Annotated in this window: 15 protein-coding genes; all 15 read right to left on the bottom strand. The window is 46.2% G+C overall.

Annotated elements, in window-relative coordinates; translation table 11 throughout:
• Nucleotides 1-10: 10 nt before the first annotated feature.
• The 15 genes from AAC852_RS20180 to fliF all read right to left on the bottom strand — a co-directional run bounded on the left by AAC852_RS20180 (nt 11) and on the right by fliF (nt 23,480).
• A complete protein-coding gene (locus AAC852_RS20180) occupies nt 11-6,217 on the bottom strand; it encodes an amino acid adenylation domain-containing protein (protein WP_479715107.1) in 6,207 nt (2,068 codons plus the stop codon).
• Nucleotides 6,205-11,871, bottom strand: coding sequence for an amino acid adenylation domain-containing protein (locus AAC852_RS20175; RefSeq protein WP_340620609.1), 5,667 nt, complete (start codon nt 11,869-11,871; stop codon nt 6,205-6,207). Before AAC852_RS20175 ends, AAC852_RS20180 begins: the two co-directional genes overlap by 13 nt.
• A gap of 365 nt (nt 11,872-12,236) precedes the next feature.
• Nucleotides 12,237-13,019: a flagellar biosynthetic protein FliR gene (gene fliR, locus AAC852_RS08165; RefSeq protein WP_340620608.1), complete on the bottom strand. Its 783-nt coding sequence runs from the start codon at nt 13,017-13,019 to the stop codon at nt 12,237-12,239.
• Nucleotides 13,020-13,021: 2 nt separating this feature from the next.
• On the bottom strand, nt 13,022-13,291 hold the full coding sequence (gene fliQ / locus AAC852_RS08160) for a flagellar biosynthesis protein FliQ (protein ID WP_038262736.1): 270 nt from the start codon (nt 13,289-13,291) through the stop codon (nt 13,022-13,024).
• A gap of 90 nt (nt 13,292-13,381) precedes the next feature.
• Nucleotides 13,382-14,071: a flagellar type III secretion system pore protein FliP gene (gene fliP / locus AAC852_RS08155; protein ID WP_422824273.1), complete on the bottom strand. Its 690-nt coding sequence runs from the start codon at nt 14,069-14,071 to the stop codon at nt 13,382-13,384.
• Between the two features lie 109 nt (nt 14,072-14,180).
• Entirely contained in the window at nt 14,181-14,627 is a 447-nt protein-coding gene (fliO, locus tag AAC852_RS08150; protein WP_340620607.1) for a flagellar biosynthetic protein FliO, read from the bottom strand.
• Between the two features lie 116 nt (nt 14,628-14,743).
• On the bottom strand, nt 14,744-15,151 hold the full coding sequence (fliN, locus tag AAC852_RS08145; RefSeq protein WP_340620606.1) for a flagellar motor switch protein FliN: 408 nt from the start codon (nt 15,149-15,151) through the stop codon (nt 14,744-14,746).
• Nucleotides 15,144-16,154: a flagellar motor switch protein FliM gene (gene fliM, locus AAC852_RS08140; RefSeq protein ID WP_047681175.1), complete on the bottom strand. Its 1,011-nt coding sequence runs from the start codon at nt 16,152-16,154 to the stop codon at nt 15,144-15,146. Before fliM ends, fliN begins: the two co-directional genes overlap by 8 nt.
• A 5-nt stretch (nt 16,155-16,159) precedes the next feature.
• Entirely contained in the window at nt 16,160-16,642 is a 483-nt protein-coding gene (fliL, locus tag AAC852_RS08135) for a flagellar basal body-associated protein FliL (RefSeq protein ID WP_340620605.1), read from the bottom strand.
• A gap of 215 nt (nt 16,643-16,857) precedes the next feature.
• Nucleotides 16,858-18,264 (bottom strand): flagellar hook-length control protein FliK, encoded by a 1,407-nt coding sequence (locus AAC852_RS08130; RefSeq protein WP_340620604.1) that lies wholly within the window; start codon nt 18,262-18,264, stop codon nt 16,858-16,860.
• Nucleotides 18,261-18,707, bottom strand: coding sequence for a flagellar export protein FliJ (fliJ, locus tag AAC852_RS08125; protein ID WP_340620603.1), 447 nt, complete (start codon nt 18,705-18,707; stop codon nt 18,261-18,263). The genes AAC852_RS08130 and fliJ overlap by 4 nt, the downstream gene beginning before the upstream one ends.
• Before the next feature lie 16 nt (nt 18,708-18,723).
• Complete coding sequence (gene fliI / locus AAC852_RS08120; RefSeq protein ID WP_340620602.1) at nt 18,724-20,088, bottom strand: flagellar protein export ATPase FliI; 1,365 nt, start codon at nt 20,086-20,088, stop codon at nt 18,724-18,726.
• Entirely contained in the window at nt 20,088-20,792 is a 705-nt protein-coding gene (fliH, locus tag AAC852_RS08115) for a flagellar assembly protein FliH (protein ID WP_340620601.1), read from the bottom strand. Before fliH ends, fliI begins: the two co-directional genes overlap by 1 nt.
• Nucleotides 20,785-21,777, bottom strand: coding sequence for a flagellar motor switch protein FliG (gene fliG / locus AAC852_RS08110; protein WP_047681188.1), 993 nt, complete (start codon nt 21,775-21,777; stop codon nt 20,785-20,787). The genes fliH and fliG overlap by 8 nt, the downstream gene beginning before the upstream one ends.
• Nucleotides 21,774-23,480 (bottom strand): flagellar basal-body MS-ring/collar protein FliF, encoded by a 1,707-nt coding sequence (gene fliF, locus AAC852_RS08105; protein WP_340620600.1) that lies wholly within the window; start codon nt 23,478-23,480, stop codon nt 21,774-21,776. Before fliF ends, fliG begins: the two co-directional genes overlap by 4 nt.
• Between the last annotated feature and the right edge of the window lie 218 nt (nt 23,481-23,698).

The raw sequence follows: 23,698 nt of genomic DNA, 5'->3' as shown, positions 1-23,698 counted from the left end.
TTTATTTCAGTTAATAATTACAGTTTGAACGATGAAATTCGGTTGAATGATTTTGATTTATGGCCTTAGCCAGTTCACATAATGTGGGATGAGTAAACAACATTGCTAATGGGATCTCCATGTTTTGTTCACGCATACGGGCTAACAATTGTATCGCTATCAATGAGTGACCTCCCAACAGAAAGAAATTATCATGGCGGCCTACCTGTTCCAGTTTCAGCAATTTTTGCCATATTTTAGCCAGTGCAATTTCTACCTCACCGAGTGGCGCTTTATAGTCGGAATGGCTGGAAGTTATAACGGCGGATTGGTCTGGTATCAATAAATCTCGCGCTAAGCTAGCCTGAACAGTATTAAAATCTGCCAGTAATTGTTGGCGTTCTTTACTAAGCAAAGTAGAAATATTCATGATTGGTTTATGAGGTTCGTCTTCCAATGCTTTTACCAGATCTGTTAGGGCCGTTGTCATGCAGGAAATCAGATACGCTGGATCGATTCCCGATATAGTCTGGGCTGTCAACAGGAAACTTCTACCCAAATCATCTATTGCTAAATAGAGAGGGTAATGGGTTCTTTCCTGCCCTGTCACCAGACGTATGCCTTCCCATAGGGTGTTGGTAACGTTTGATTGGCTATGGCGATAGTTAAGCAGTGTATTAAACAGTGGCAGAGGTGGTGTTACACTACTACAGCGCTGAGCCAGCGCCAGTGGTGCTTGTTCGTGTTCAAGTAACTGCGTCAGACTGCGGTAAGCCGCTTGCACAGTTTCCTGTGTGTTGTTGCCTGCAAGCCGGATGCGCACAGGCAGGGTATTGATAAACAGCCCCAGAATCTGATCAATATCAGCATTTCCTTGCATGCGTCCGAGTAAGACTGTCCCGAAGATGACATCATCTTGTCCGCTTATTTTTGCCAGAACTTGTGCTAGCGCAACATGGAACAAGACTCCGGGACTGACTCCCTGACGACGCGCCTGTTTGCGGATAGCTCTGGATAGGGCAGCGTTAAGTGGCTTGATGATTTCGGTTATCTGCCTATTTTCACGGTAGATATCCACTATTCCGAAAGGTGCGGTGGGTGCATCCACATCGGCGAGCATTTCACGGAAAAAGGTTTCGTGATCTGATATCGGTACGCATAAAGACTGAGCGATAAAGTGACGATAAGGCAGTGCAGGAGGTAACAATTTGGTACGCGGATGCAGAAATTCTTTGATTTCAGCGATGATAATATCCAGCGACATATGATCATTAAGTATATGGTGGCAGCAGAAAGCCAGCAACCATTCACCTTGATGTGGATCATAGACAATATCGGCAGAGAAGAGCGGTGCCTGACTTATATCAAGACGGCGCTGGCATGGGGCGGTATGCGTCAGCAACTGGGAAGAAATATTTTTATCACCGTCCGGTACAAAAGTGTTGATATGCAGGGAAGCCTGACGCCAGACAACTTGCACGGGTTGTGTTAAACCCTCCCAACAGATAGCTGTGCGCAGAATATCGTGGCGGTTAATGAGCTGTTGCAAAGCCGCCAGAAAAGCATCAAGACGTTCGCGGGTGTCGAACGCAAACAAAGTCTGTAACAGATAAACGTCTCCTTGTGTTTGCATCAGATGGTGGAACAACATACCTTCCTGTAATGGTGCGAGCGGGTAGATATCCTGAATATTGGTGATGCCATCGGGAATGGTGGCGGCGATAGTATCAATTTCGGGTTGTGTCAGCGAAACCAGTGGCAGCATATCAGGAGTAATGGCGGTGCAGTTATCAGGGATCAGATTAGGCGGTATAGCGGGTATAGTGGATGCGGCTGTGTTATCTTCAATATCCTGCATGACTTTTGCCATTTCAGCCAATATCGGAGTGATAAACACAGTGCGCATATCAAGGCTCCAACCCCGGTTGCGCAATCGTTCAATCAGATTGATAATCATCAAAGAATGACCGCCCAGTTCAAAGAAATGGTCATAACGGCCAACTTTTTCCACCCCTAATAAAGTTTGCCAGATCTCCACCAGAACTCTTTCTTTTTCACCGAGCGGTGTTTCATAAGCGTGAGTCACAATTGATGACTGATCCGGCATCGGCAGGGCCTGGCGGTTGAGTTTGCCATTGGGAGCCAATGGAAAAGCATCCAGTATCACAAATGCACTGGGCAGCATATAGTCAGCAAGGTATTGTGCCAGTTGTTGACGTAGTTCTGCGGGCACAAGTTTTGTATTGGGTTCGGCGGTCAGATAAGCAACAAGGCGTTTATCATCACCTGTTTTTGCATAAGAAATATCTTCGCGAGCAAGCACAATAGCTTCCCGCACGCCTTGGAATTGTAGCAATCTGGTTTCGATTTCTCCCAGTTCAATACGGAATCCGCGGATCTTGACCTGAAAATCATTGCGACCGAGGTACTCGATATTGCCGTCAGATCGCCAGCGAGCCAGATCACCTGTTTTATACATGCGTGCGTTGGGGTACTCGCTAAAAGGGTCGACAACAAATTTCTCTGCTGTCAGCTCTGGTTGATTTGAGTAACCACGGGCGACTCCCATGCCTCCGATATAAATTTCTCCACTTACGCCGATAGGAACCGGCTGACCAAGTGCGTCCAGAATATAGACACGGGTATTAGACAATGGGCGCCCAATCGGAATGTTGTTGGTAATAACGTTGTTGGTAATAGAGGGCGTATTTTTATTATCTGACACTGTTTCTTTGTCTGCTGTCATATCTTTGTTTATCGGCATAGTCGTTGCAGTAACGGTTATCTCGGTGGGTCCATAGGCATTGATCCAACGGCAGGATTGTGTTTCCGGGTACGATAGCCAGTCCATTAAATAGCGGTGTTCTACTTTGTCACCACCAACAATAATGATACGCAGGTAGGGGCTGAAACTACCGCGTCTGACTATCATTTCTTGTACCCAATGGTGCCAGAAGGCGGTCGGTATATTGATGATGGTTATTTTCTGTTCACGCAAGAAATCGACAAAGGTGGCATCCGGTATTTTGATATAGGGTGGGCGCAGAACCAGTGTGGCACCTGAGGCCAAAGTAGGAAAAATATCTGACACGGAAATGTCAAATGCAAAGGTCACAAACTGCAAAACCCGATCGCCCAAGTGAGGCTCACTCACCTGACATTGAGCATGAATAAGGCTAACGACATTGTGATGTTCCAGCATAACGCCTTTTGGATTTCCGGTTGAACCAGAGGTGTAAATGATATAAGCCAAGTGGTACGGCTTGATCCCCATTTGCTGGCTATCAGGATCATAGGCAGGCAGTTTTTGCATGTTACTTTGGTGAATTTCGTCGTCCAGCAGCCAGATGGGAATATCCTGTATTGGTAAACGTGTCTGTAATTGTTTCTGGGTCAACAATATTACCGGCTTGCAGTCCGATAACTGATAAACCAGCCGTTCGGTGGGGTATTCTGGATCAAGTGGAATATAACCGGCACCGGCTTTTAAGATCCCGAATAGGCCGATAATCATGTCTAAACCCCGTTCAACATGAATAGCGACACGATCATCAGGGCGAACACCAAAGGCAATCAGTCCATGTGCCAGTTGATTGGCGCGGCAGTTCAGTTCGTGATAACTCAAAGATTGGCCTTCGAAGATCACTGCTGTTGCGTTTGGTGTGCGTTGAACTTGCGCTTCGAATAGTTGATGAATCAACGTATTATCCGGCAAGTTGACTCCGGTATTTTGACAGGATTGAGAGGTATTGAAATCCACCAGTAATTGTTGGCGCTCCTCAGCAGATAACATCGGCAGGCGGGCAATCGCTTGTGTTTCATCGCTTGCCATAGCCGTTAGCACATTGATGAGATAACTGACAATACGTTCAACGGTCGTATGCTCAAACAGATCCGAAGCGTATTCCAGATAACCACTGAGGCCATCCAACGTTTCGGACAGTGACAATGTCAGGTCAAAGTACGCACTGCGATGTGGCTGCTCTATCGGTGAGACAGATAAACCTGGCAATTCAAGGGACTGAGTGGAAGTGTTGTTTAGGGCCAGCATAACTTGAAAAATTGGGTTGTAGCTCAGGCTGCGTTCAGGTTGCAGAATTTCCACTAATTGTTCAAAAGGAAGGTCTTGATGTGCATAAGCTGCCAGTGCACCTTCACGGACGTGGGTGAGCAGATTTGCCACAGAATCGCACGATTCCAATTTAACGCGCAAAGGCAGCGTATTGACGAAAAAGCCAATTAATCCTTCAAGTTCACTCTGTGAACGGTTAGCGACAGGTGTGCCGATGACAATATCATCCTGTCCGCTTAAACGGGCAAGTACGATCCCCCAGGCTGCAAGCAGAGTCATAAATAACGTCGTGTTTTGACGCTGTCCGAGCGCTTTGAGAGCAGACAGTAAGTCAGCATTCAGATGAACAGGGACGTGATTGCCAGTGTATCGTTGTTCCGGCGGGCGTGGATAATCTGTAGGAAGATCAAGTAATGTCGGTGCACCCTGAAGTTGTTTTTGCCAGAAATCCCGTTGTGTAGTGAAAACCCCATCTTGTAACCATTTCTGTTGCCAGACGGCATAGTCTGGGTACTGGATGGGGAGGTGAGGTAAAGGAGTGTTATATTTTCCCAGTGCGGTACGGTAAAGCGCACTGAGTTCCCGAAGCAGTATTCCCACCGACCAGCCATCGGTAATGATGTGATGTTGGGTCAGGAGCAATACATGTTCTTCTTCAGATAGTTGCAGTAATTGGCCTCGGATCATTGGCTCATTAGCAAAGTCAAATGGCGTTTGTGTTTCGAGTTCTGCCAATTCGTTAATACGGATCATGCGAGATGTTTCGTCTAAACTGCGTAGATCTTGATAGACCAGAGAAAAGCCAGTATCTGCGCTATCAATATATTGGTAAGGCTGTTCATCAATCAGGACAAAACGGGTACGTAAACTTTCATGTCGGCTGACGAGGTGATCAAGCGCAGTCGTAAGCGCAGCATGATCGAGATGTCCGCTGAGATGCAGGGCCAGCGGGATATGATAGGCCAGATTGGTTTTGGTATTGAGATGAGTGATGAACCACAAGCGTTGTTGAGAGAAAGAGAGCGGTAAGGGTTGGCTGCGATCAGTCACAGGAATAATGACTCGGTTTGTCACAGGGGTATCGATAAGCACGGTTGCTAAATCGGCCAGGATCGGGTGGGAAAAGAGGTGTTGTAAATGCAATTCCCGCGCCAGTTTCTGGCGTATTCGTGCAGCAAGTTGGATAGCCAGCAGGGAGTGACCGCCGAGTTCAAAGAAATGGTCATGACGACTAACTTTCTCTAATTTCAGCAGTTCTTGCCAAATTTCAGCCAATTCCGTTTCCAGGCTTCCGATAGGCGCTGCATAATTGCGGGTCACCAGTGCCGTCTGCGTTGGTACTGGCAGTGCCTGACGATTGAGTTTGCCATTAGGTGTCAACGGAAAGGCATCAAGCGTCACAAAAGCGCTGGGTAGCATATACTCGGCAAGGTGTTGTGCAAGTTGCTGGCGTAGTTCTGCCGGCACCAGTATCGCATTTGGTTTAGCGAGTAGATAAGCAACCAGACGTTTTTCACTCCCTGTTTTTTCATAAGAAGTATCTTCTTGAGCAAGTACAACTGCTTCGTGCACATTGTGACATTGCACCAGTCTGGCCTCAATCTCGCCAAGTTCGACACGGAAACCGCGTATTTTAACCTGAAAATCGTTCCGGCCAAGGTATTCAATATTACCGTCAGGTAACCAGCGAGCCAGATCGCCACTTTTGTATAGGCGGGCATCAGGGGCTGAAGAAAAAGGATCAGCAATAAAGTGTTCGGTTGTCAATTTTGGGCGGTTCAGATAACCGCGGGCAACACCGACTCCACCGATATAAATTTCACCGGTAACACCAATAGGAACCGGCTCCCCATGACGATCAAGAAGATAGATTTGGATATTGGTAATAGGCTGCCCAATGGGGACTCGTCCGACATAACGATCTGGCACACACTGCCAGGCGGTGACATGAATCGCAGCTTCGGTGGGGCCATATAAGTTATGTAATTGACAATGGGTAAAGTGAGACAAACATTTCTGTTGCAAGGTATAAGGAAACGCTTCACCACTACAAAAAATGTGACGCAAAGAAAGACAACGCCCGGTAGGAATAGCATAGAGAAATTGCTGTAGCATGGCAGGCACAAAGTGGATGATAGTAATCCTGTTCCTTTCTATTTCAGACAATAAATAGAGCGGATCTTTATGACCTCAGGACGTGCCAGGATTAATTGGGCACCAAACATCAGAGGCGGAAATAACTCCCAAACAGAAACATCAAAACTGAATGGTGTTTTCTGCAAGACACGATCCTGCGAGGTGAATTGGTAAGTTTCTTGTGCCCAGAGTAAACAATTCACAACACCGCGATGCTCATTCATTACCCCTTTTGGCAAGCCTGTCGAACCAGAGGTATAAATTACATAAGCCAGATGGTGTGAGGTTAGACCAAGGAGCAGAGGATCAGGGTTACTGACTGGCATGTCCATAATGAGGTATGCAAGATTGCAGAGATCGACAATAGGTACGGTGCTGACCAGCCGGTTAATTAATGGTGTTTGGGTGAGTAAGGCAACAGGAGCCGCATCCTCAAGTATATAGGTCAGTCTTTCGGCAGGATAGCTTGGATCGAGCGGAACATAGGCACCACCAGCTTTAAGGATAGCGAGTAATCCCACTATCATTTCCAGACTGCGTTCAACACAAATTGCCACCCGATCATCAGGGCGGACACCTGAGGCAATCAGATGATGAGCTAAGCGATTGGCCTGACGGTTCAATTCAGCATAACTTAACGACTGTTCTTCAAAAATAACAGCAATTGCATCAGGATTGCGCTGTACCTGTTTTTCAAATAATTCGTGAATAAATGCATCATGTTGTGGGAAATCTGCCGCTGTATCTTGAGAAAATGAAAAGTCTTGACGGGATTGAACTGTGTTGAAATCCACCAGCAACTGTTGACGCTCGCGAGCAGGCAAAATCGAAATTTCCAAAATTGGTTGGTGGGGTGAGGTTTCCAGTGCTTTGACCAAACCTGTCAGGGCTGTGGTCATATAGCCAATCAGACGAACCGAATCGATGCTCGATACAGTTTGGGCAACCAGGCTAAACTCATCACCCCAATCATCGACAAACAAACCGATGGGATAATTAATTCTCTCTTCTTGCATCAACAGACGTGTGCCTTCTAATTTAGCAAAGGTGGCATTCGATTGACTATGACGATAGTTAAGCAGGGTGTTGAAAAGTGGTAAAGGTGGTATGACGCCGCTACAGCGTTGGGCCAGTGTCAGTGTTGCCTGTTCGTGTTCTAACAATCTCATCAGGTTGAGGTAGGTCTCTTGAATGGTTGTTTGTACACTATTCTCCGTAAGCCTAATCCGAATGGGTAAGGTATTAATAAGTAATCCCATAACTTGATCGATGCCGGAACTGCCTTGCATACGCCCCAATAATACCGTGCCAAAGACCACATCATCACGTCCGCTGGTTTTTGCCAGCACCAAAGCTAAGGCAACATGAAACAAGATACTGGGACTAACACCCTGACGTCGGGCTTGTGTGCGAATAGCTCTGGACAGTGCAGTGTCAAGTGATTGCTTGGTTTCCGATATTTGCTGCTCACTGCTATTTTGTTGCTCACTACTATTTTGTTGCTCACTACTATGAAGATCCAGTATTTCGAAAGAGGCTGTTGGTGCATCTACATCAGAAAGTACTTTGTGGAAATAGGCTTCGTGAGTTGAAGTCGATACATGCAGGGATTGCGCAACAAAGTTACGATAAGGTAATGCTGGTGGCAATGTTTCAGAATGACGGCTGTCAAGATATCCACTTTCGGCGTGATTGTGCAATTCGGAATGACCACGTAATAATACACCGATTTCATCAACAATACGCTCCAGTGTTATATGGTCACAGACTAAATGATGGATACACAGAGCCAGTAACCACGTATTCTGAGCTGGATCATAGGCAATGTCGGCGGAGACTAACGGAGCCTGACTTATATCAAAACGGTGCTGGTGAGGATCTGAGTATGCCAGTAATTGAGAAGAGATCGCTTGTTCGCTATTTGCTAAAAACGTATTAATGTGCAAAGAGGCCTGCCGCCAAACGACTTGCACTGGCTGCGCTAATTCCTGCCAATAAATGGAAGTGCGCAGAATATCGTGACGGTTAATGACCAGTTGCAAGGCTGCCAGAAAGGCATCAAGCCGTTCGCGGGTGTTAAAGGACAGTAAATTGCGTAACAGATAAATATCCCCCTGTTTCTGCAACAGATAATAGAAAAAAATGCCTTCCTGTAGTGGTGTGAGTGGATAGATATCTTGAATATTGGCAGCCCCTGCGGGAATAGCTGCGGTGATGGCATCAATTTCATGTTGAGAAAGGGAAACTAAAGTTAGCATGTCGGGTGTAATGGTAGTACAGCCGTCAGGGATGAGATTAGGCGGAACGGTGAATGCAGCCGCATTTTCTTGCTCTATATTTCCCTGCTCTATGTTTCCCTGAATTGTCTCTTGCTGAGCCGACAGTATTGCGTTTGCCATCTCGTGCAATATTGGTCTGGTAAATATGATCTGGATATCAAGAACCCATCCCAGATTGCGCAGTTGTTCTATCAGACTAACGGCTATCAAAGAGTGGCCGCCAAGCTCAAAAAAGTGATCGTAGCGGCTGACATGTTTCACTCCGAGCAATGTTTGCCAAATTTGGCTCAGGGTCGTTTCGATTTCTCCTATAGGCGCTTGGTAACTGCGAGTGACGATTGCGGTGTGATCTGGTTTCGGAAGAGCCTGACGGTTGAGTTTGCCATTGGGGGTCAGAGGAAAGGCATCGAGCGTTACAAAGGCACTGGGTATCATGTATTCAGCAAGATGTTGTGAGAGTTGTTGCCGCAATGCCATGGGTTCTAATTCAACATCTGCCTCAGGTAGTAAGTAAGCGACCAGATGTTTTGAAGATGGCCTATTCTCATCAGGCGTATTTTGATGAGAAAGATCCTCATGGGAAAAATCTTCATAAGGTAGCACTACAGCTTCATGTACACCGTGGCATTGCCGTAATCTTGCTTCGATCTCTCCCAGTTCAATGCGTAAGCCACGTAGTTTGATTTGAAAATCATTGCGACCTAGATATTCAATTTTGCCATCGGGTAGCCAACGTCCCAGATCGCCGGTTTTGTACATACGTGCGTCTGGCTCAGAAGAGAACGGATTAGTGAGGAAACGTTCAACAGTGAGTTCGGGACGGTTCAGATAGCCGCGGGCAACGCCGATACCAGCGATATGAATCTCTCCTGCAACCCCTAACGGAACGGGTTGACCGTAAGTATCAAGGATATAAATTTGGGTATTCGCAATGGGATAACCAATCGGTGGCGCTTTGTCTTCCTGACTGTCACATTGGTAAAAAGTAGCACAAATGGTCGTTTCCGTCGGGCCATATACATTGAGCATCCGTCGCCCTCGCGCCCAGCGTTTGACCAGCGTAGGCGGACATGCTTCCCCTCCCAGGATTAACGTTTGCAGTGTTGCCGGGATGGTGTTCATTGTTGCCAGAACCGTGGGGGATAAGATGGCGAGAGTAATAGCATGTGTCTCTAAATAGTCAGACAGCGTTTTACCCGGCAGAAGGTTATCTCGTTTGGCAAGATAAAGGCGAGCGCCTGCCAAGAGTGTCATAAAACATTCCCACATACAGGCATCGAAACTGTTTGAGGCAAATTGCAGGATTCGATGATCTGGTGTGATGGTTAGTACGTCTTTCCGGGTGACAATATAATTACACAAACTACGATGTTCTATCATGACTCCTTTGGGTTGCCCTGTAGAGCCGGAGGTATAGATGACATAAGCCAGATGGCGGGAAGTCAGTCCCAGTGAGCGAGCTTCTGGGTTTTCTTCTGATCTTTCATCCAAAACAGAATATTCTGGTGTATCAAGCAATATAGTTGGCAGGTTACTGTTCCACGTTTCTGCCATTATTTCCTGAATAAATGTTGTCTGGATAAAGGCTTTCTGAGTAACCAGCGCCACGGGGTCTGAATCATTGAACATATATGCCAGTCGCTTGGCTGGATAAGTCGGATCAAGTGGTACAAAGGCGCCCCCCGCCTTGAGAATACCTAATAAACCAACCACCATTTCCAGGCTGCGTTCAACACAAATCGCCACCCGATCGTCAGGACGCACGCCGAGCGAAATCAGATGATGTGCCAGACGATTGGCTCGTTTATTCAGCTCTTCGTAGCTCAATGATTGCTCTTCAAATAGCACGGCTGTGGCATCTGGTGTGCGCTGCACTTGTGCCTCGAACAGTTGATGAATCAGCGCCTCCTGTGGAAATTCAGTTCGGGTGGTGTTGAAATCCACTATAACTTGTTGGCGCTCAATGTCGGGCAGGATAGGCAGATTGACTATTTTCGTATTGGTAAGGGATGGTATTTCCAGAGAAGTGAGAGCGGCGTCAAGCAAAACGGCAAGGCGGGACTGAAGTGTGATAACTTCCGTCGTACTCAGGTAATCAGGAGAAAAATAGAACTCAATAGAAAGTGGGGAATCAGTATCTTCATGATGGGCGGTGTTTGTGTATTGTTTGATTCTGATAGCGAGAGGATAAGGGGCACCAGAATGTAGGTCGAAGAGTTTGACGTTAGTACTTTCTCCTTCCATATGCAGATTAGCGCTGAACGGTTCGAGAGATAATGTCACATCAAATAATTGAGGAGATGAGACTTTTTGCCGGGTATGTATTTGGCGGTTTAACTCTACGATGGGAAAGCTTCGGTGCTTATAGCAAAGATTCATTTCGGTTGCGGCTTTGTGTATAACATCACGAAATGTATCCTCTGGTGAAAGGGTGATACGAATGGGGAGTACGGAGGCGAACATTCCTATCGTGTGCTTCTGTTTTACATTTTTGCGATTGTGTAAGGGAATACCGATAACAATTTCATCCACATCTGCTGTTCGAGTGAAGTAGCAGGCCAGAAGGGCATACATGAAATGCAGAAGGGGAAATCCCTGTTTGCCGACGGACTTTTTAATCCGTTTAAAAAGTGTCTGGTCAACTGACCAGACAACAGGCTTAGAAACAATAGGCTTAGCTTGTTTGTGGCTCTTGATATTATTGGCATCAGTGTTATTGAAATTAGAGTGCTGGAGTAAAGGAGGAGGCAGGTTTTCATAACGCTTCAACCAAAATTGCATATCCTGTGAGTAATGTTCAGAAGCAAGGTAATTGAGGTTGTCTGTAATAAAATCCAGATAAGAGTAAACTGAGTTGCTCAATGCTTCTCCTTTCATCAAACGGTTATAGTTATCAATAACCTTGTCAAGTAGTATGCACAGGCCAGTCCCATCAATGATCAAATGATGACTGCAAAACTGCCAATACCGACAGGTATTACTGACTCGCAATAACTTAGAACGCCACAATGCATCATTCAGTTGAAATGGACGTATAAACTCGGTATCCATGTATTGTTGTACTCTGATTTCAGCATCTGAATACGATGAAAAATCGAGTATATCCATAGTCGTAGGAAGAGAATGAATCATCTTCTGGGTGGGCAAAGCGTGGGTGTTGATAAATCGTAAACGTAGAGTGTCATGACTATAAACAACATTTTCAAAGGCACGGGCAAATAATTCTTCATTCAGCTCTCCTTCGATACAGATAAAAAGGCTGAGATTGTAGTGGGAAGAATCGGGGTGAATGGCCTGATCAAACCAGACGGCTTGCTGAGGAGAACTAAGTGGGTATGTATGCGAGGGGAGGGAATTATTATTACGAACTGCTGAGGAAGTTTGTGAAGAGTTATTATGTAACATTCTCATTTCTCCTTGATAAGAGTTCGGTTTTGGTTTGTTTCATCCACTTGAAAATAAATTAAATATTTCTTTAAATTTCCCTTTGATAAAAATGAGCTAGATATGGTTGGTGGGGAAATCCCCACATTAAATACATACATGATTATAACGATATGGAATTAAGTTAACTGAAATAAATACCGTATGTCGATAGTTTTGTGATGTGAATATTAATCGTGAATGCGGATACTACGATGTCTGGATGGTGTCTGGATGAAGAAAATACAGGGCAAAGTGGGTGACTGTGCTATTTATCGGGACATTAAGGAATGGAGAATATGAAAAAATTATCCCGCCGAATGACGGGCTTATCAGACAAATAATATCTACAGCACCATATTATTAATGATTAATGCCAGACGATCGAACATCTCACCAAATAACCGCTCAGTAAATGGCACCAGCATCGGGAACAACAGGGAAAGTGTGAAAATACCAACTGTCAGAGTCAGGGGAAAACCGACCACAAATACAGAAAGTTGAGGTGTCATGCGGTTCAGCATGCCTAAAGAAAAGTTCAATACCAGAAGCAGAGTAATCATCGGCATTGCCAGCATCATGCCATTGATAAATATCAGACTGGCACTTTGTGCTAGCAATAAAAAACCTCTGGGGTTCAATTGGGTAGATTGAATCGGGATGGAATAAAAGGTATCTGCCAGAATAGACAATATCCATAAATGACCATCGAAAGCCAGAAACAACAGTATCATCAGCATATTCAGAATACGTGCCAGAATTGGCATATTCGGGCCACCAGTAGGGTCAAAAAATATGGCGAAAGAGAGTCCCATTTGTAAACCAAGTACTTCACCTGTATGACGCACCACCGCAAACGCAATCTGTATGGTTAATCCCAGAGCAACGCCAATCAGCATCTGCTGTACCAAAACCCAAATCCCGGCAACGGAAAAAATCGGGATTTGGGGAGAAGGAATATTTGGAACCAATAAGGCCGTGATCACTAATGCCAGGCCAATTCTGACTTTTATCGGCATCTGTTTTTCACTGAAAATCGGGGCAATACTGAACAATGCCAAAAGACGCACCATTGGCCAGAAAAAATCACTGACGAGGCGGGAAAGTGTTTCGCTATCAAACGGGATCATGATTAACCAATAATGGCTGGAATACTGCTAAAAAGTGTACGCATGTAATCCAACAGCAGATTCAGCATCCACGGCCCGGCAATAATAATAGTGACAACAACAGCCAGAATTTTAGGGATAAACGATAAGGTCATTTCGTTTACCTGTGTTGCCGCCTGTAACAAGCTGATCACTAAACCACATATTAACGCTGATAAGAGCAGCGGGGCAGCCAGCGCCAATGCGACTTTCATTGCTTCAACACCAAGAGCCATTACCGATTCAGGAGTCATAATTTTTCAAACCGTTTGAGCTTTTTCAATAAGATTTAACGCCAAATATTTTTGTCTGACACGTTCAGCAAATTCAGATAGAAAAACGAATCAGACATAAAAACTTTGAGCTAACGAGCCAAGCAATAATTGCCAGCCATCTACCAGAACAAACAACATTAGTTTGAATGGTAGTGATATCGTGGCAGGTGGAACCATCATCATACCCAAAGCCATCAGGACGCTGGCTACAACCAAATCGATGATCAGGAAAGGGATAAAAAGCGTAAAACCAATCTGGAACGCAGTTTTCAATTCGCTGGTTATGAAGGCTGGCACCAGAACACGCATTGGGACAGAATCTGCCGTTTCAAATGCTTTTTGATCGGCAAGGCGGGCAAACAGTGCCAAATCATTTTCCCGTGTCTGACGCAGCATAAATTGGCGTACAGGTTGAGAGCCTTTATCCAGTGCAGCTTCCAGCGTGATTTTATCTTCGCTAAAAGGCAGATAAGCATCCTGATAAACTTTATCAAATACTGGGGCCATGATGAAAAAGGTCATAAACAATGCTAATCCCAACATGACCTGATTTGGTGGGGCAGAAGGTGTTCCCAGTGCGTTACGCAGCAAACCCAGCACAATAATGATGCGGGTAAAGCTGGTCATCATCAGTAAGGCCGCGGGAATAAACCCCAATGCGGTGATGAAAATCAGGGTCTGAACCGGCAGTGACCAACTTTGTCCACCATTGGTCAGTGGCTGGCTAATGATACCGGGTAGTTCCGCAGCAGCATTCATGGAAAACAATGGTAGCAAAAATGCTATAAATACAGTTGCCAGACGCACCAGATGAATGTGAGAGATAAATTTTCGGCCTGTTTTTTGATTGCCTGTCATAAAAAAAACTCTATTTTTCATCGCCATCCTTGCCATTTTTACTTTTTCGCTGGAGCGTATTTTTTAATAACTGACCGAAAGGAAGTGTCTTAAGTTCGGTTTCCCTTTCCTTGTTATCGGAAGATACAGGGAGCTGATGTAATACATTGATTTGTTGGGATGTTACCCCCAAAACCAGCCAGCTATCTTCGATTTCAACCACCACAACCCGTTCTTTTGGTCCAAGTGAACAGCTTGCTTTGACATTAAGCAATCGGTGATTTTTGTTCTTAGCAGGCGAAAGCCCCAGACGACGGATCAACCATGCCATGAAAAAAATCAACAATAAGATCCCACCCAGTGCACTGCTGATTTGCATAAATGTCTGACCAGCCGAAAGGGAAGGGACATTTGTTGCTGTGCTTGCTATTGATGTATTGGTTATTGGCGTATTGGCTGTTGTTGTGCTGGTCATCATAGCATCGGCGTCTTTGCATTAGTCATTGAAATAAGTTATTGGAACAGTCGGTGCGGCATCAGGTGCCGCACCATTTTGAAAAGAAGCATGAAAGGCAGGTTGATGCGCCATCATGCTTAACGACTCAAGCGACGCATACGTTCAGAAGGCGTGATGATATCTGTAATACGGATACCGTATTTGTCAGATACGACGACCACTTCTCCTTGTGCAATTAAATAGCCGTTGATCAGGATATCCAGCGGTTCACCAGCAAGGCCATCAAGTGACACCACTGAACCCTGAGATAGTTTCAGCAATTGTTTGATGGTCATTTTAGTGCGACCTAGCTCAACGGAGAGCTTAACGGGAATATCCATAATCAGGTCAATATCGGAGATCTGAGAGAGCGCATCCTGCGGCTCAAGGTTCTCAAAGATTGACGCGCCGCTGTCAGAGGTCTGCTGTGCGGCCTGTTGTTCCAGCGCTTCTGCCCACAAGTCTTCAGTTGATCTGGTATCTGCGGGTTGTTTAGCATCACTCATTGGGCTTTTCCTCATCCAGAGCATTTAAAACAGGGTTAATCAGGTGTTCAACACGCAGGGCATACTGCCCGTTAAGTGTTCCATATTGGCTGGTGAGCACTGGCACACCATCAACGTGAACGATGAGACGTTCAGGTTTTTCAATCGGTAAAACATCGCCACTTTTCAGTTGGAGGATTTTTGACAGCCGCAGGGGGATATCAACAAAATTCGCCACCAGTTCTAGCTCTGAGTTCTGAACTTGTTTCACCAGACTTTCACGCCACTGCCCATCTTCCTGACGCACATTTTCTACTGGAGGATTGGTCAGGAGTTCACGCAGAGGTTCGATCATGGCGAATGGAATACAGATGTTGAATTCTCCGCACAGGTCGCCAATCTCTACCTGGAACGGCGTGGTTACCACGATATCGTTGGGTGAAGTTGTGATATTGGTGAATTTCACCTGCATCTCGGAACGCACGTATTCCACTTCAAGTTTAAAAATAGAATCCCATGCGTCGCGATAGGCATCCAACGCCAGTTTCAGCATCCGGTTGATAATACGCTGCTCGGTATAGGTGAATTCACGGCCTTCCACTTTAGTCGGGAAACGGCCATCACCACCAAACAGGTTATCAACCGCGATATAAACCAAATTAGGTTCAAAAGCGAACAGTGCAGTTCCTCTCAATGGTTTCAGGTGAACCAGATTGAGGTTAGTCGGCACGGCCAAATTGCGGGCAAACTCAAGATAAGGTTGGATCTTAATGGCACCGACAGTAATATCCGGACTGCGGCGCAGCATGTTAAACAACCCCATCCTGAATTGGCGGGCAAAGCGTGCATTGATGATTTCCAGTGACTGCAAACGCTCACGTACAACACGGCGTTGTGTATTGGGATCGTAAGGGCGAACCTCACTCTCCACTGATGACGCGATTTGTTCTACGTCATCCGCAGCAGCACTGTCACCATTGAGCAGAGCATCGATCTCTGCCTGTGAAAGAATATTGTCACTCATCGTGATTATCGCAGAATAAACGTAGTAAACAATACATCGGTGATCACCTGATCAGGTTCACCGGGTATCAGTGTCGGGCTCAGTGTCTGTTTAATGTCTTCCACTAAACGTACTTTGCCGTCATCTTTCGCCAGATCGGTCGATTTCTGGCGCGATAGTAACAGCAGCATACGGCTACGAACTTCTGGCAGATAATCATGGAAGCGCTGACGAGTTGTTCCATCGGGCAGACGTAATGTCACCCCGACATACAAAACACGATCAAAATGATCTTCGTTGTCGATCAGATTGACGGTGAAAGGCTCCAATGCCATGAATACCGGAGTATGAATGACTTTGGCTTTTTCTGAACTATTATTGCTATTGCTGGATTGCTTCATGGTCCACCAGCTATATCCCCCGATGGCGGTACTAAGAACAGCAATCAGTATTAACAGTATCATCCAAATTGGATTTGTGCGTTTACGTTCGTAGCTATAATCAGACATGGACAGACGAATTCCTGTTTTCTGTAACGAATAAGATGCCGCGCATTCCGTGGCGGAGCTTCTTATTCATCAAATTCAATATCAATTATCCCGCGTCTTTGTTCCGGCAATAGCAGGAAAAAACGTGGAAAAAACCATTAACTCACGCGTTTGTTATCGGCCTTGTTTCATTTTTTTACAGTTGATTGCTGTAAATTATGAAATCAGGCAGATAATCAGGCGAAAATATCAACGCCCCCCCGACTTGAAGCGAGTTGTTGAGGCGTCATTCGGATCGTTGATTCATGAGTTGTTGGCACGGGTGTTGCTGCTAGTGTTCCATTACTTTCAGCATGGGTTCGGGTATTGGCCTGTTGCTGTGGATTTGCTGACTGTTCCTGTTGCCAATTCCCCGGTGTATCACTACCTACACTGCTTTGAGCCAGTTGGATGCCATTTTCTGCCAGCGCATGACGAAGATTAGGCAGGGCTGCTTCCAAAGCGGCACGGACATGTTGATGGGCAGAGACAAAATGTAATTGAGCCTGATTGTCTTCAACATTCATGCGGATATGCAGTGCCCCCAATTCTTGCGGGTGTAAGCGTAATTCAGCTTGTTGTAATCCATTCCGGTTAAAAAACAACACGTGTTGGTTTAGCTGCTGCTGCCATTCTTCACTGCCAAGATGGGCGTTCAGTAAAGGCGCAGGTGTACCATTTAACTGAAATTGTCCGTTGGTTTGATGGCTCGCGGAAACTTGGGGAGAAGCAAATAGGGTATGTAGTGCTCCAGAAGAGAAAGTCTCCGTAGAAGCCGTTGCTAATGTTGATGTCCCTTGCATGAGCGTGAACTCTTTCCCGCCATTCTCTTTTCCACTCGCTAATGGAATCGAATTTTGGTCAGAATTGTTAGCCGTTGATTTCACTTTTCCGGTAGTTGATGCCCATACGGATCGGTTTTTGACAGAAGTTTGTCCATTGCTGATCGGGGTAGTATCTTGCCTGATAAAAGAGCGGATATCGTTATCCAAACCCTTATCTTCGGTATGCTCTGCCGGATCTGTTGTCGTCAGCATCATATCTCCTTTGGCTTTTTTGCCAAGTTTATCAGTTAACGTGCCATCAATGCTGTTGTCAACGTCTGACAAATCATCTGGATTTTCTGTACTGTCTCCGGTTGATTGGCGACTGATTAATCCGGCTAGCTGAATAGGCATAGCGTTGATCAACGTTTCAGCAGACAAAGGGTCTTCATCGTCCTGCAAGGTAAGTGCTGCATCACTGTCTGATATTGACGCTGATGTTGAAGCTGATGTTAAAAGTAATGCCGAAAATTTATCCTGTATGCTTGTGTGGTCAGTTACAACTAATGAGGGGATTAATTCACCTTCTATTTTGTTATCAGTGGAACGTTTCTCACCATTCTCACTATTTCCATGGACTTTATTGCTTTGACCAGAATTGGTTTTAGCAGAACGGGTCTGAACAGAGGCTTTCTGTAAAGTGTCCGTCTCTTTATTGAGAAGCTGCCCAAATTCCGGGACCTTGTCTTTAGGCACGTTACCGTCCAACAGGAGCTGTTGATTTTTTCCTGTCGCTTTTTCCGTCGATGTTAAATCAGTAGGCGAAAGAGTGAGATTCATTGTTTCATTCTCCGTTGTGCACCACGTTGTGCGTACTCGTCCATTTGTTTTTGCTCCATGCGATTTTGGTGTAACTTCAAATTATGTTCTGCCCGCTGTTGCAGAGTATCGAAAGCATTCAGACGCTGCTGTTTTTCCTGCCATTGTGACATGGCTTGCTCAAGTCGTTTTTTCCATTGGTTGAGCTGTAATTTGTGTTGTTCAATTGCCATTTCCAGCGTTTTCATGAACTGCTGATAGTTTTGCCATGTTGAGCTGGACATGCCTCCGGTGAGTGTAGTGTTTAAACGTGTGCGGTATTCATCCTGATAATCCATTAACGCTGCGAGTTGCTGCTCCATTTGCTGATGACTCTGCCGCACCTGTGCAAGCTGTATTGCGGCTTTTTTTGCTGCGTCCTGAGCAAGGTCACGCAAAGTCATAAGAGGGGAGTGTTGTTGCATTTATTTCCTCAGCATCTTAGATCGGTAATAACTGTTGCAGTTGGGTACATGCTGCATCGTATTCACTACGTTCCTCAATGTCTTGACGCAGGAACTGAGCCATATGCGGATACAGTTCAATTGCCCTGTCCAACAAAGGATCACTACCGGCAGCGTAAGCACCGACATTAATAAGATCCCGGTTACGCTGGTAGCTGGAAAGTAGCTGTTTGAACTGTTGTACCCGCCGATAATGGGTATTATCAATCAGTGCAGTCATGGCACGGCTGATTGATGCTTCAATATCAATGGCAGGGTAATGCCCGGATTCTGCCAATGTTCGCGACAGTACAATATGGCCGTCCAGAATGGCACGAGCAGAATCGGCAATCGGATCTTGTTGGTCATCACCCTCTGTCAGAACGGTATAAAAGGCCGTAATTGAGCCACCATCACTGACGCCATTACCCGCTCGCTCTACCAGTGCCGGTAATTTGGCAAACACAGAAGGGGGGTAGCCTTTGGTTGCCGGAGGCTCACCGATAGCCAGGGCAATTTCACGTTGCGCCATGCTGTAACGGGTAAGGGAATCCATAATCAATAAAACGTGTTTGCCGCGATCGCGAAAATCTTCAGCAATGCGAGTAGCATAGGAAGCTCCTTGCATGCGCAGTAACGGAGAGATATCAGCAGGTGCCGCGACAACGACTGAACGGGCTAACCCTTCTTCACCCAAAATATTCTCGATGAAATCTTTAACTTCCCGGCCACGTTCACCAATCAGACCAACAACGATAACATCAGCCTGGGTGTAACGAGCCATCATGCCAAGCAGCACACTTTTACCGACGCCTGAACCAGCAAACAATCCCATGCGCTGTCCACGACCAACGGTTAGTAAGGCGTTGATAGCACGAACACCAACATCCAGTACGTCACTGATAGGAGTGCGTTGCAGAGGATTGAGTGGTGGCGTAGTCAGAGAAGCGCGGTAATTTGTATCAGGGGCAGGGAGTCCATCAAGGGGACGGCCTGCACCATCCAACACTCTGCCAAGTAACTCCGGCCCTAATGGCAAACGGCGTCCACTACCAGCATCTGTTCCGTAAGAACGGGCATAAACACGGGCGCCAGGGACAATACCTTCTAACTCTTCCAAAGGCATCAGTAACAATTTTTCGCCATTAAAGCCGACGACTTCACTTTCAACTTCTTCAATGGTGTTGCCATTTTGCCGTTCGATAAGACAGGTTGCCCCCAGAGGCAGATGTAAACCTGTTGCTTCGAGTACCAAACCCGTGGCACGGGTCAATCGCCCATAACGACGTACTTTGGGTGTCTTCTCCAGACGTTTTTCCATTGCATCTAATGTGGTCAGCCAGCGCCCAAGTCTTGCCGTCATCACAATTCTCCTGATACTGCCAGACGGCACATTTCATGCCAGCGTGTCGCCAGACTGGCATCCAGATCGCCATTATCAGCGTTGACTTTACAACCTCCCGGATGCAGTTTGTTATCAGCAATCAAGCGCCAGCCATGCAGTTTCAGGATCTCACCCAACTGTTGTTCAACCAATGGGATATTTTGTGGATGAACACGTAATTGTGGTTTGCCACTGAGTAGTGGCTCTTGCTGGATAAATTCACGGATCTGATTCAACAAGGCTGTGCCATCACAAACTGCTGGTTGCCCAAGAATGTGCTGAGCAGCAGTCAGGGAAAGCTGCATCAGACGTGAAGCAATCACAGTATCCAATCCATCCAGCGAATGGTTAAAATCAGTTAATAGTGCTTTCCACTGTCCAATGACTGCCTGTTGTTGCTCTCTGGCTTCCTGTAATCCCTGTTCAAACCCGGCTTGTCGTCCTTCCTCAATCCCTTGTTCGTATCCACGGGATTGCCCTTCAGCAAAACCTTGCTCATGGCCGGCCTGACGCGCTTGTTCTTTCAACTCATCCAGTATTCTGGCCTGTTCTTGCAGCCGCTCCTGTTCATCGTCCAGTGATTCCAGTTTTACCTGCTCCAGTTTTGCCTGTAATGTTTCCCACTGAGTCAATTCACCTGGCAGCCAGGGCTGCCAGTTTCCATTATTCGAATTATCAGACATAGGTATCGTCACCGCCATTTAGGATCATTTCCCCGCTTTCTGCCAGACGACGAACCACAAGCAGAATGGCTTTCTGTTCAGCTTCCACTTGAGACATGCGAACCGGGCCACGGGTTGCCAAATCATCACGCATAATTTCAGCAGCACGCTGCGACATATTGTTGAGGAAGTGATCGCGTAGTGCTTGATCGCAGCCTTTCAAGGCAATTAACAACGAATCGGTTGTAATTTCCTGCAATAGACGCTGGATGCTGCGATCGTCCACACCAATGAGGTTTTCGAACAGGAACATTTCATCAATGATTTTCTGTGCAAGTTCACCGTCATAGGTACGAACAGCTTCGATAACACTTTCTTCCTGTTGACTTTTCATCAGGTTGATGATTTCAGCCGCAGTACGAATACCACCCATTTTGCTGCGTTTCAGGTTCTGGCCATCCAACAGATTATTCAGTACTTCGGTCAATTCAGCCAATGCGGCTGGCTGGACACCACCAAAGGTAGCAATTCGCAGCATGACGTCATTACGCAGACGATCATCAAACATGGCGAGAATATCTGCTGCCTGACCACGGTTCAGGTGAACCAGAATAGTAGCAATGATCTGCGGATGTTCATCACGGATCATATCGGCTGCTGTCTGAGGTTCCATAAAGTTGAGGGTTTCGATACCCGTTGTGGTATCGCGGGACTCAAGAATATCCTCAAGCAGGCTGGAAGCACGCTCTTCACCCAATGCTTTCACCAACACGCTGCGCAGGTAATCGTTGGCATTGATACTGAGAGCAGCGAATTGTCCGGCATCTTCCTCAAATTCCGCCAGTACTTCTGCCAGTTGTTGATTGGAGATTTGTCTCATCCCCGCCATCGCAATACTTAATTGCTGAACTTCCCGGGAGTTCAGGTGCTTAAACACCTCGGCTGCTTGATCTTCTCCCAGGGTCATTAACATGATGGCGCTTTTTTCTGTTCCGGTCAGACTCATTGTTCGTTACTCATCCATTGACGGATCACCAGCGCAACTACGCGAGGATCTTTTTCTGCAAGTTCACGGATACGCTGGCTTTGGATCTCAGCACTAACACGTTGGCGAGCTAGTTGGCGGCGCATTTTTTCATCCAGTTCAGCATTAGATTCAGTTTTTTGCTTACTCTGTTTTTTCTGCACTTCCAGTGCTGCTTTTTCCATTGCACGTTTCTTAGCAATTTGCGGCACGATCATCTTGCGCCATAGCAACCATGCAACCAACGCTAACAGTAACCAACGACCCAACTCTAATGATTTCTCCCACAGGACTGGGTGTTGCCAGAATGGCAGCGTTTCTATCACTTCGGATGTGTCATTGAACGGTGTGTTAACGACGTTCAGACTATCGCCGCGTTCGGCAGAGAAACCCATTGCTTCACGGGTCAATGCCTCAATCTGGGATAATTGTTCTGAAGTCAGAGCCTGAGTTTCCGGGCCATTCTCTCCCTGAACGGTAGTGTAATTAACCACAACTGCAACGGAGAGACGCTCCACACCGCCAGCCTGTAACTGGGTATGGCGAATGGTGCGATCCACTTCATAATTAATAGTTTCGTCATGACGGTTATTGCGATTGTTACTAATCATACGCTCATAGCGGTTATTACTACTATTATTGTTGCGTCCTTGATCAGATTTTTCGTCACCTTTAGTGTTCGTTTTGGGCTTCTCAATCGGCGCACTTGGTGCCGCACTCGGTTGATTTGACAAAGCTCCCGGAACACCACCAACCAGAGGTCCACCACTTTGTTCGCTTGAACTGGTCTGTTTTGAACGAACGGCTGCCTGATTAGGTGGCTGGTTAGGTTTATACTCTTCTGCGGTTTCTTCACGGCGAGAAAAATCAATTTGCGCTGTCACTTGAGCATGTACATTACTGCGACCAACGACAGGTGCCAGAATAGTTTCAATGCGATGCTGGAAGCGATTCTCGACTTCCTGTATGTACTTCAATTGGGTCGTGTTCAGATCACGCCCGTTAGCATCGGATTGTGTCAGCAGACGCCCGGCTTGATCCACAATGGTGACATTTCCTGGCGGTAAACCAGCAACACTGCTTGAAACCATATGGACAATGGCATTGATTTGTCCTTCATCCAGAATACGGCCTTGCAGTAACCCTACTGTCACGGAAGCAGAGGGTGATTTTTGCTCACGCACAAACAGGGAAGGCTTTGGTAATGCCAGATGGACACGGGCACTCTGGACAGGGCCGAGTGATTCAATGGTACGTGCTAATTCTCCTTCCAGTGCACGTTGATAATTAACTTGTTCACTAAACTGGCTGATGCCGAACTTCTCTTTATCCAATAACTCAAAGCCTGTGGCCCCCCCTTTCGGTAACCCTTGTTGTGCCAGCTTCAGCCTGATTTCATGAACCTTATCAGTGGGTATCATGATGGCAGAACCGTTTTCGGCAAAACGGTAAGGGACATTCATTTGAGTTAATTGTGTAACGATCTCACCGCCATCTTTATCACTCAGATTGCTGTAAAGCACCCGATAATCAGGGCTGCGCAACCAGAGAAAAAGGGCGACGATAATAGCGATGGCAGCAGAGCCAGCAACTAATAATGGAACTTTTGGATCAGCTTTTATCCTACTGATGATAGCGCTGAAACCCTTTTGTGGATTCTCAGCGTCGGTTGTTGCTGCACTCATAGACGATCCTTGCCTTGCTGGTCAACATGAATACTAAAAGCGTGGCGTAACAAAACAGACTCCCCATACGCAAGCGAAAAAACTCTTCTTGTATACCCGTCGTCTTTCAAGCTGCCTTTTGATTGGCGGTGTTTGCTCCAGTGACATGGTTGATTATGCCGCCGAAAACTCGTCCACTTGCCGTTGCGAAGCAACTTGAAAACGATTGATATAATTAG

The organism is Xenorhabdus siamensis, from assembly GCF_037996745.1.
GTDB classification, from domain to species: Bacteria; Pseudomonadota; Gammaproteobacteria; order Enterobacterales; family Enterobacteriaceae; genus Xenorhabdus; species Xenorhabdus indica.
The sequence above is the reverse complement of the archived record's forward strand: the minus strand, read 5'-3'. Positions and strand labels throughout refer to the sequence as shown.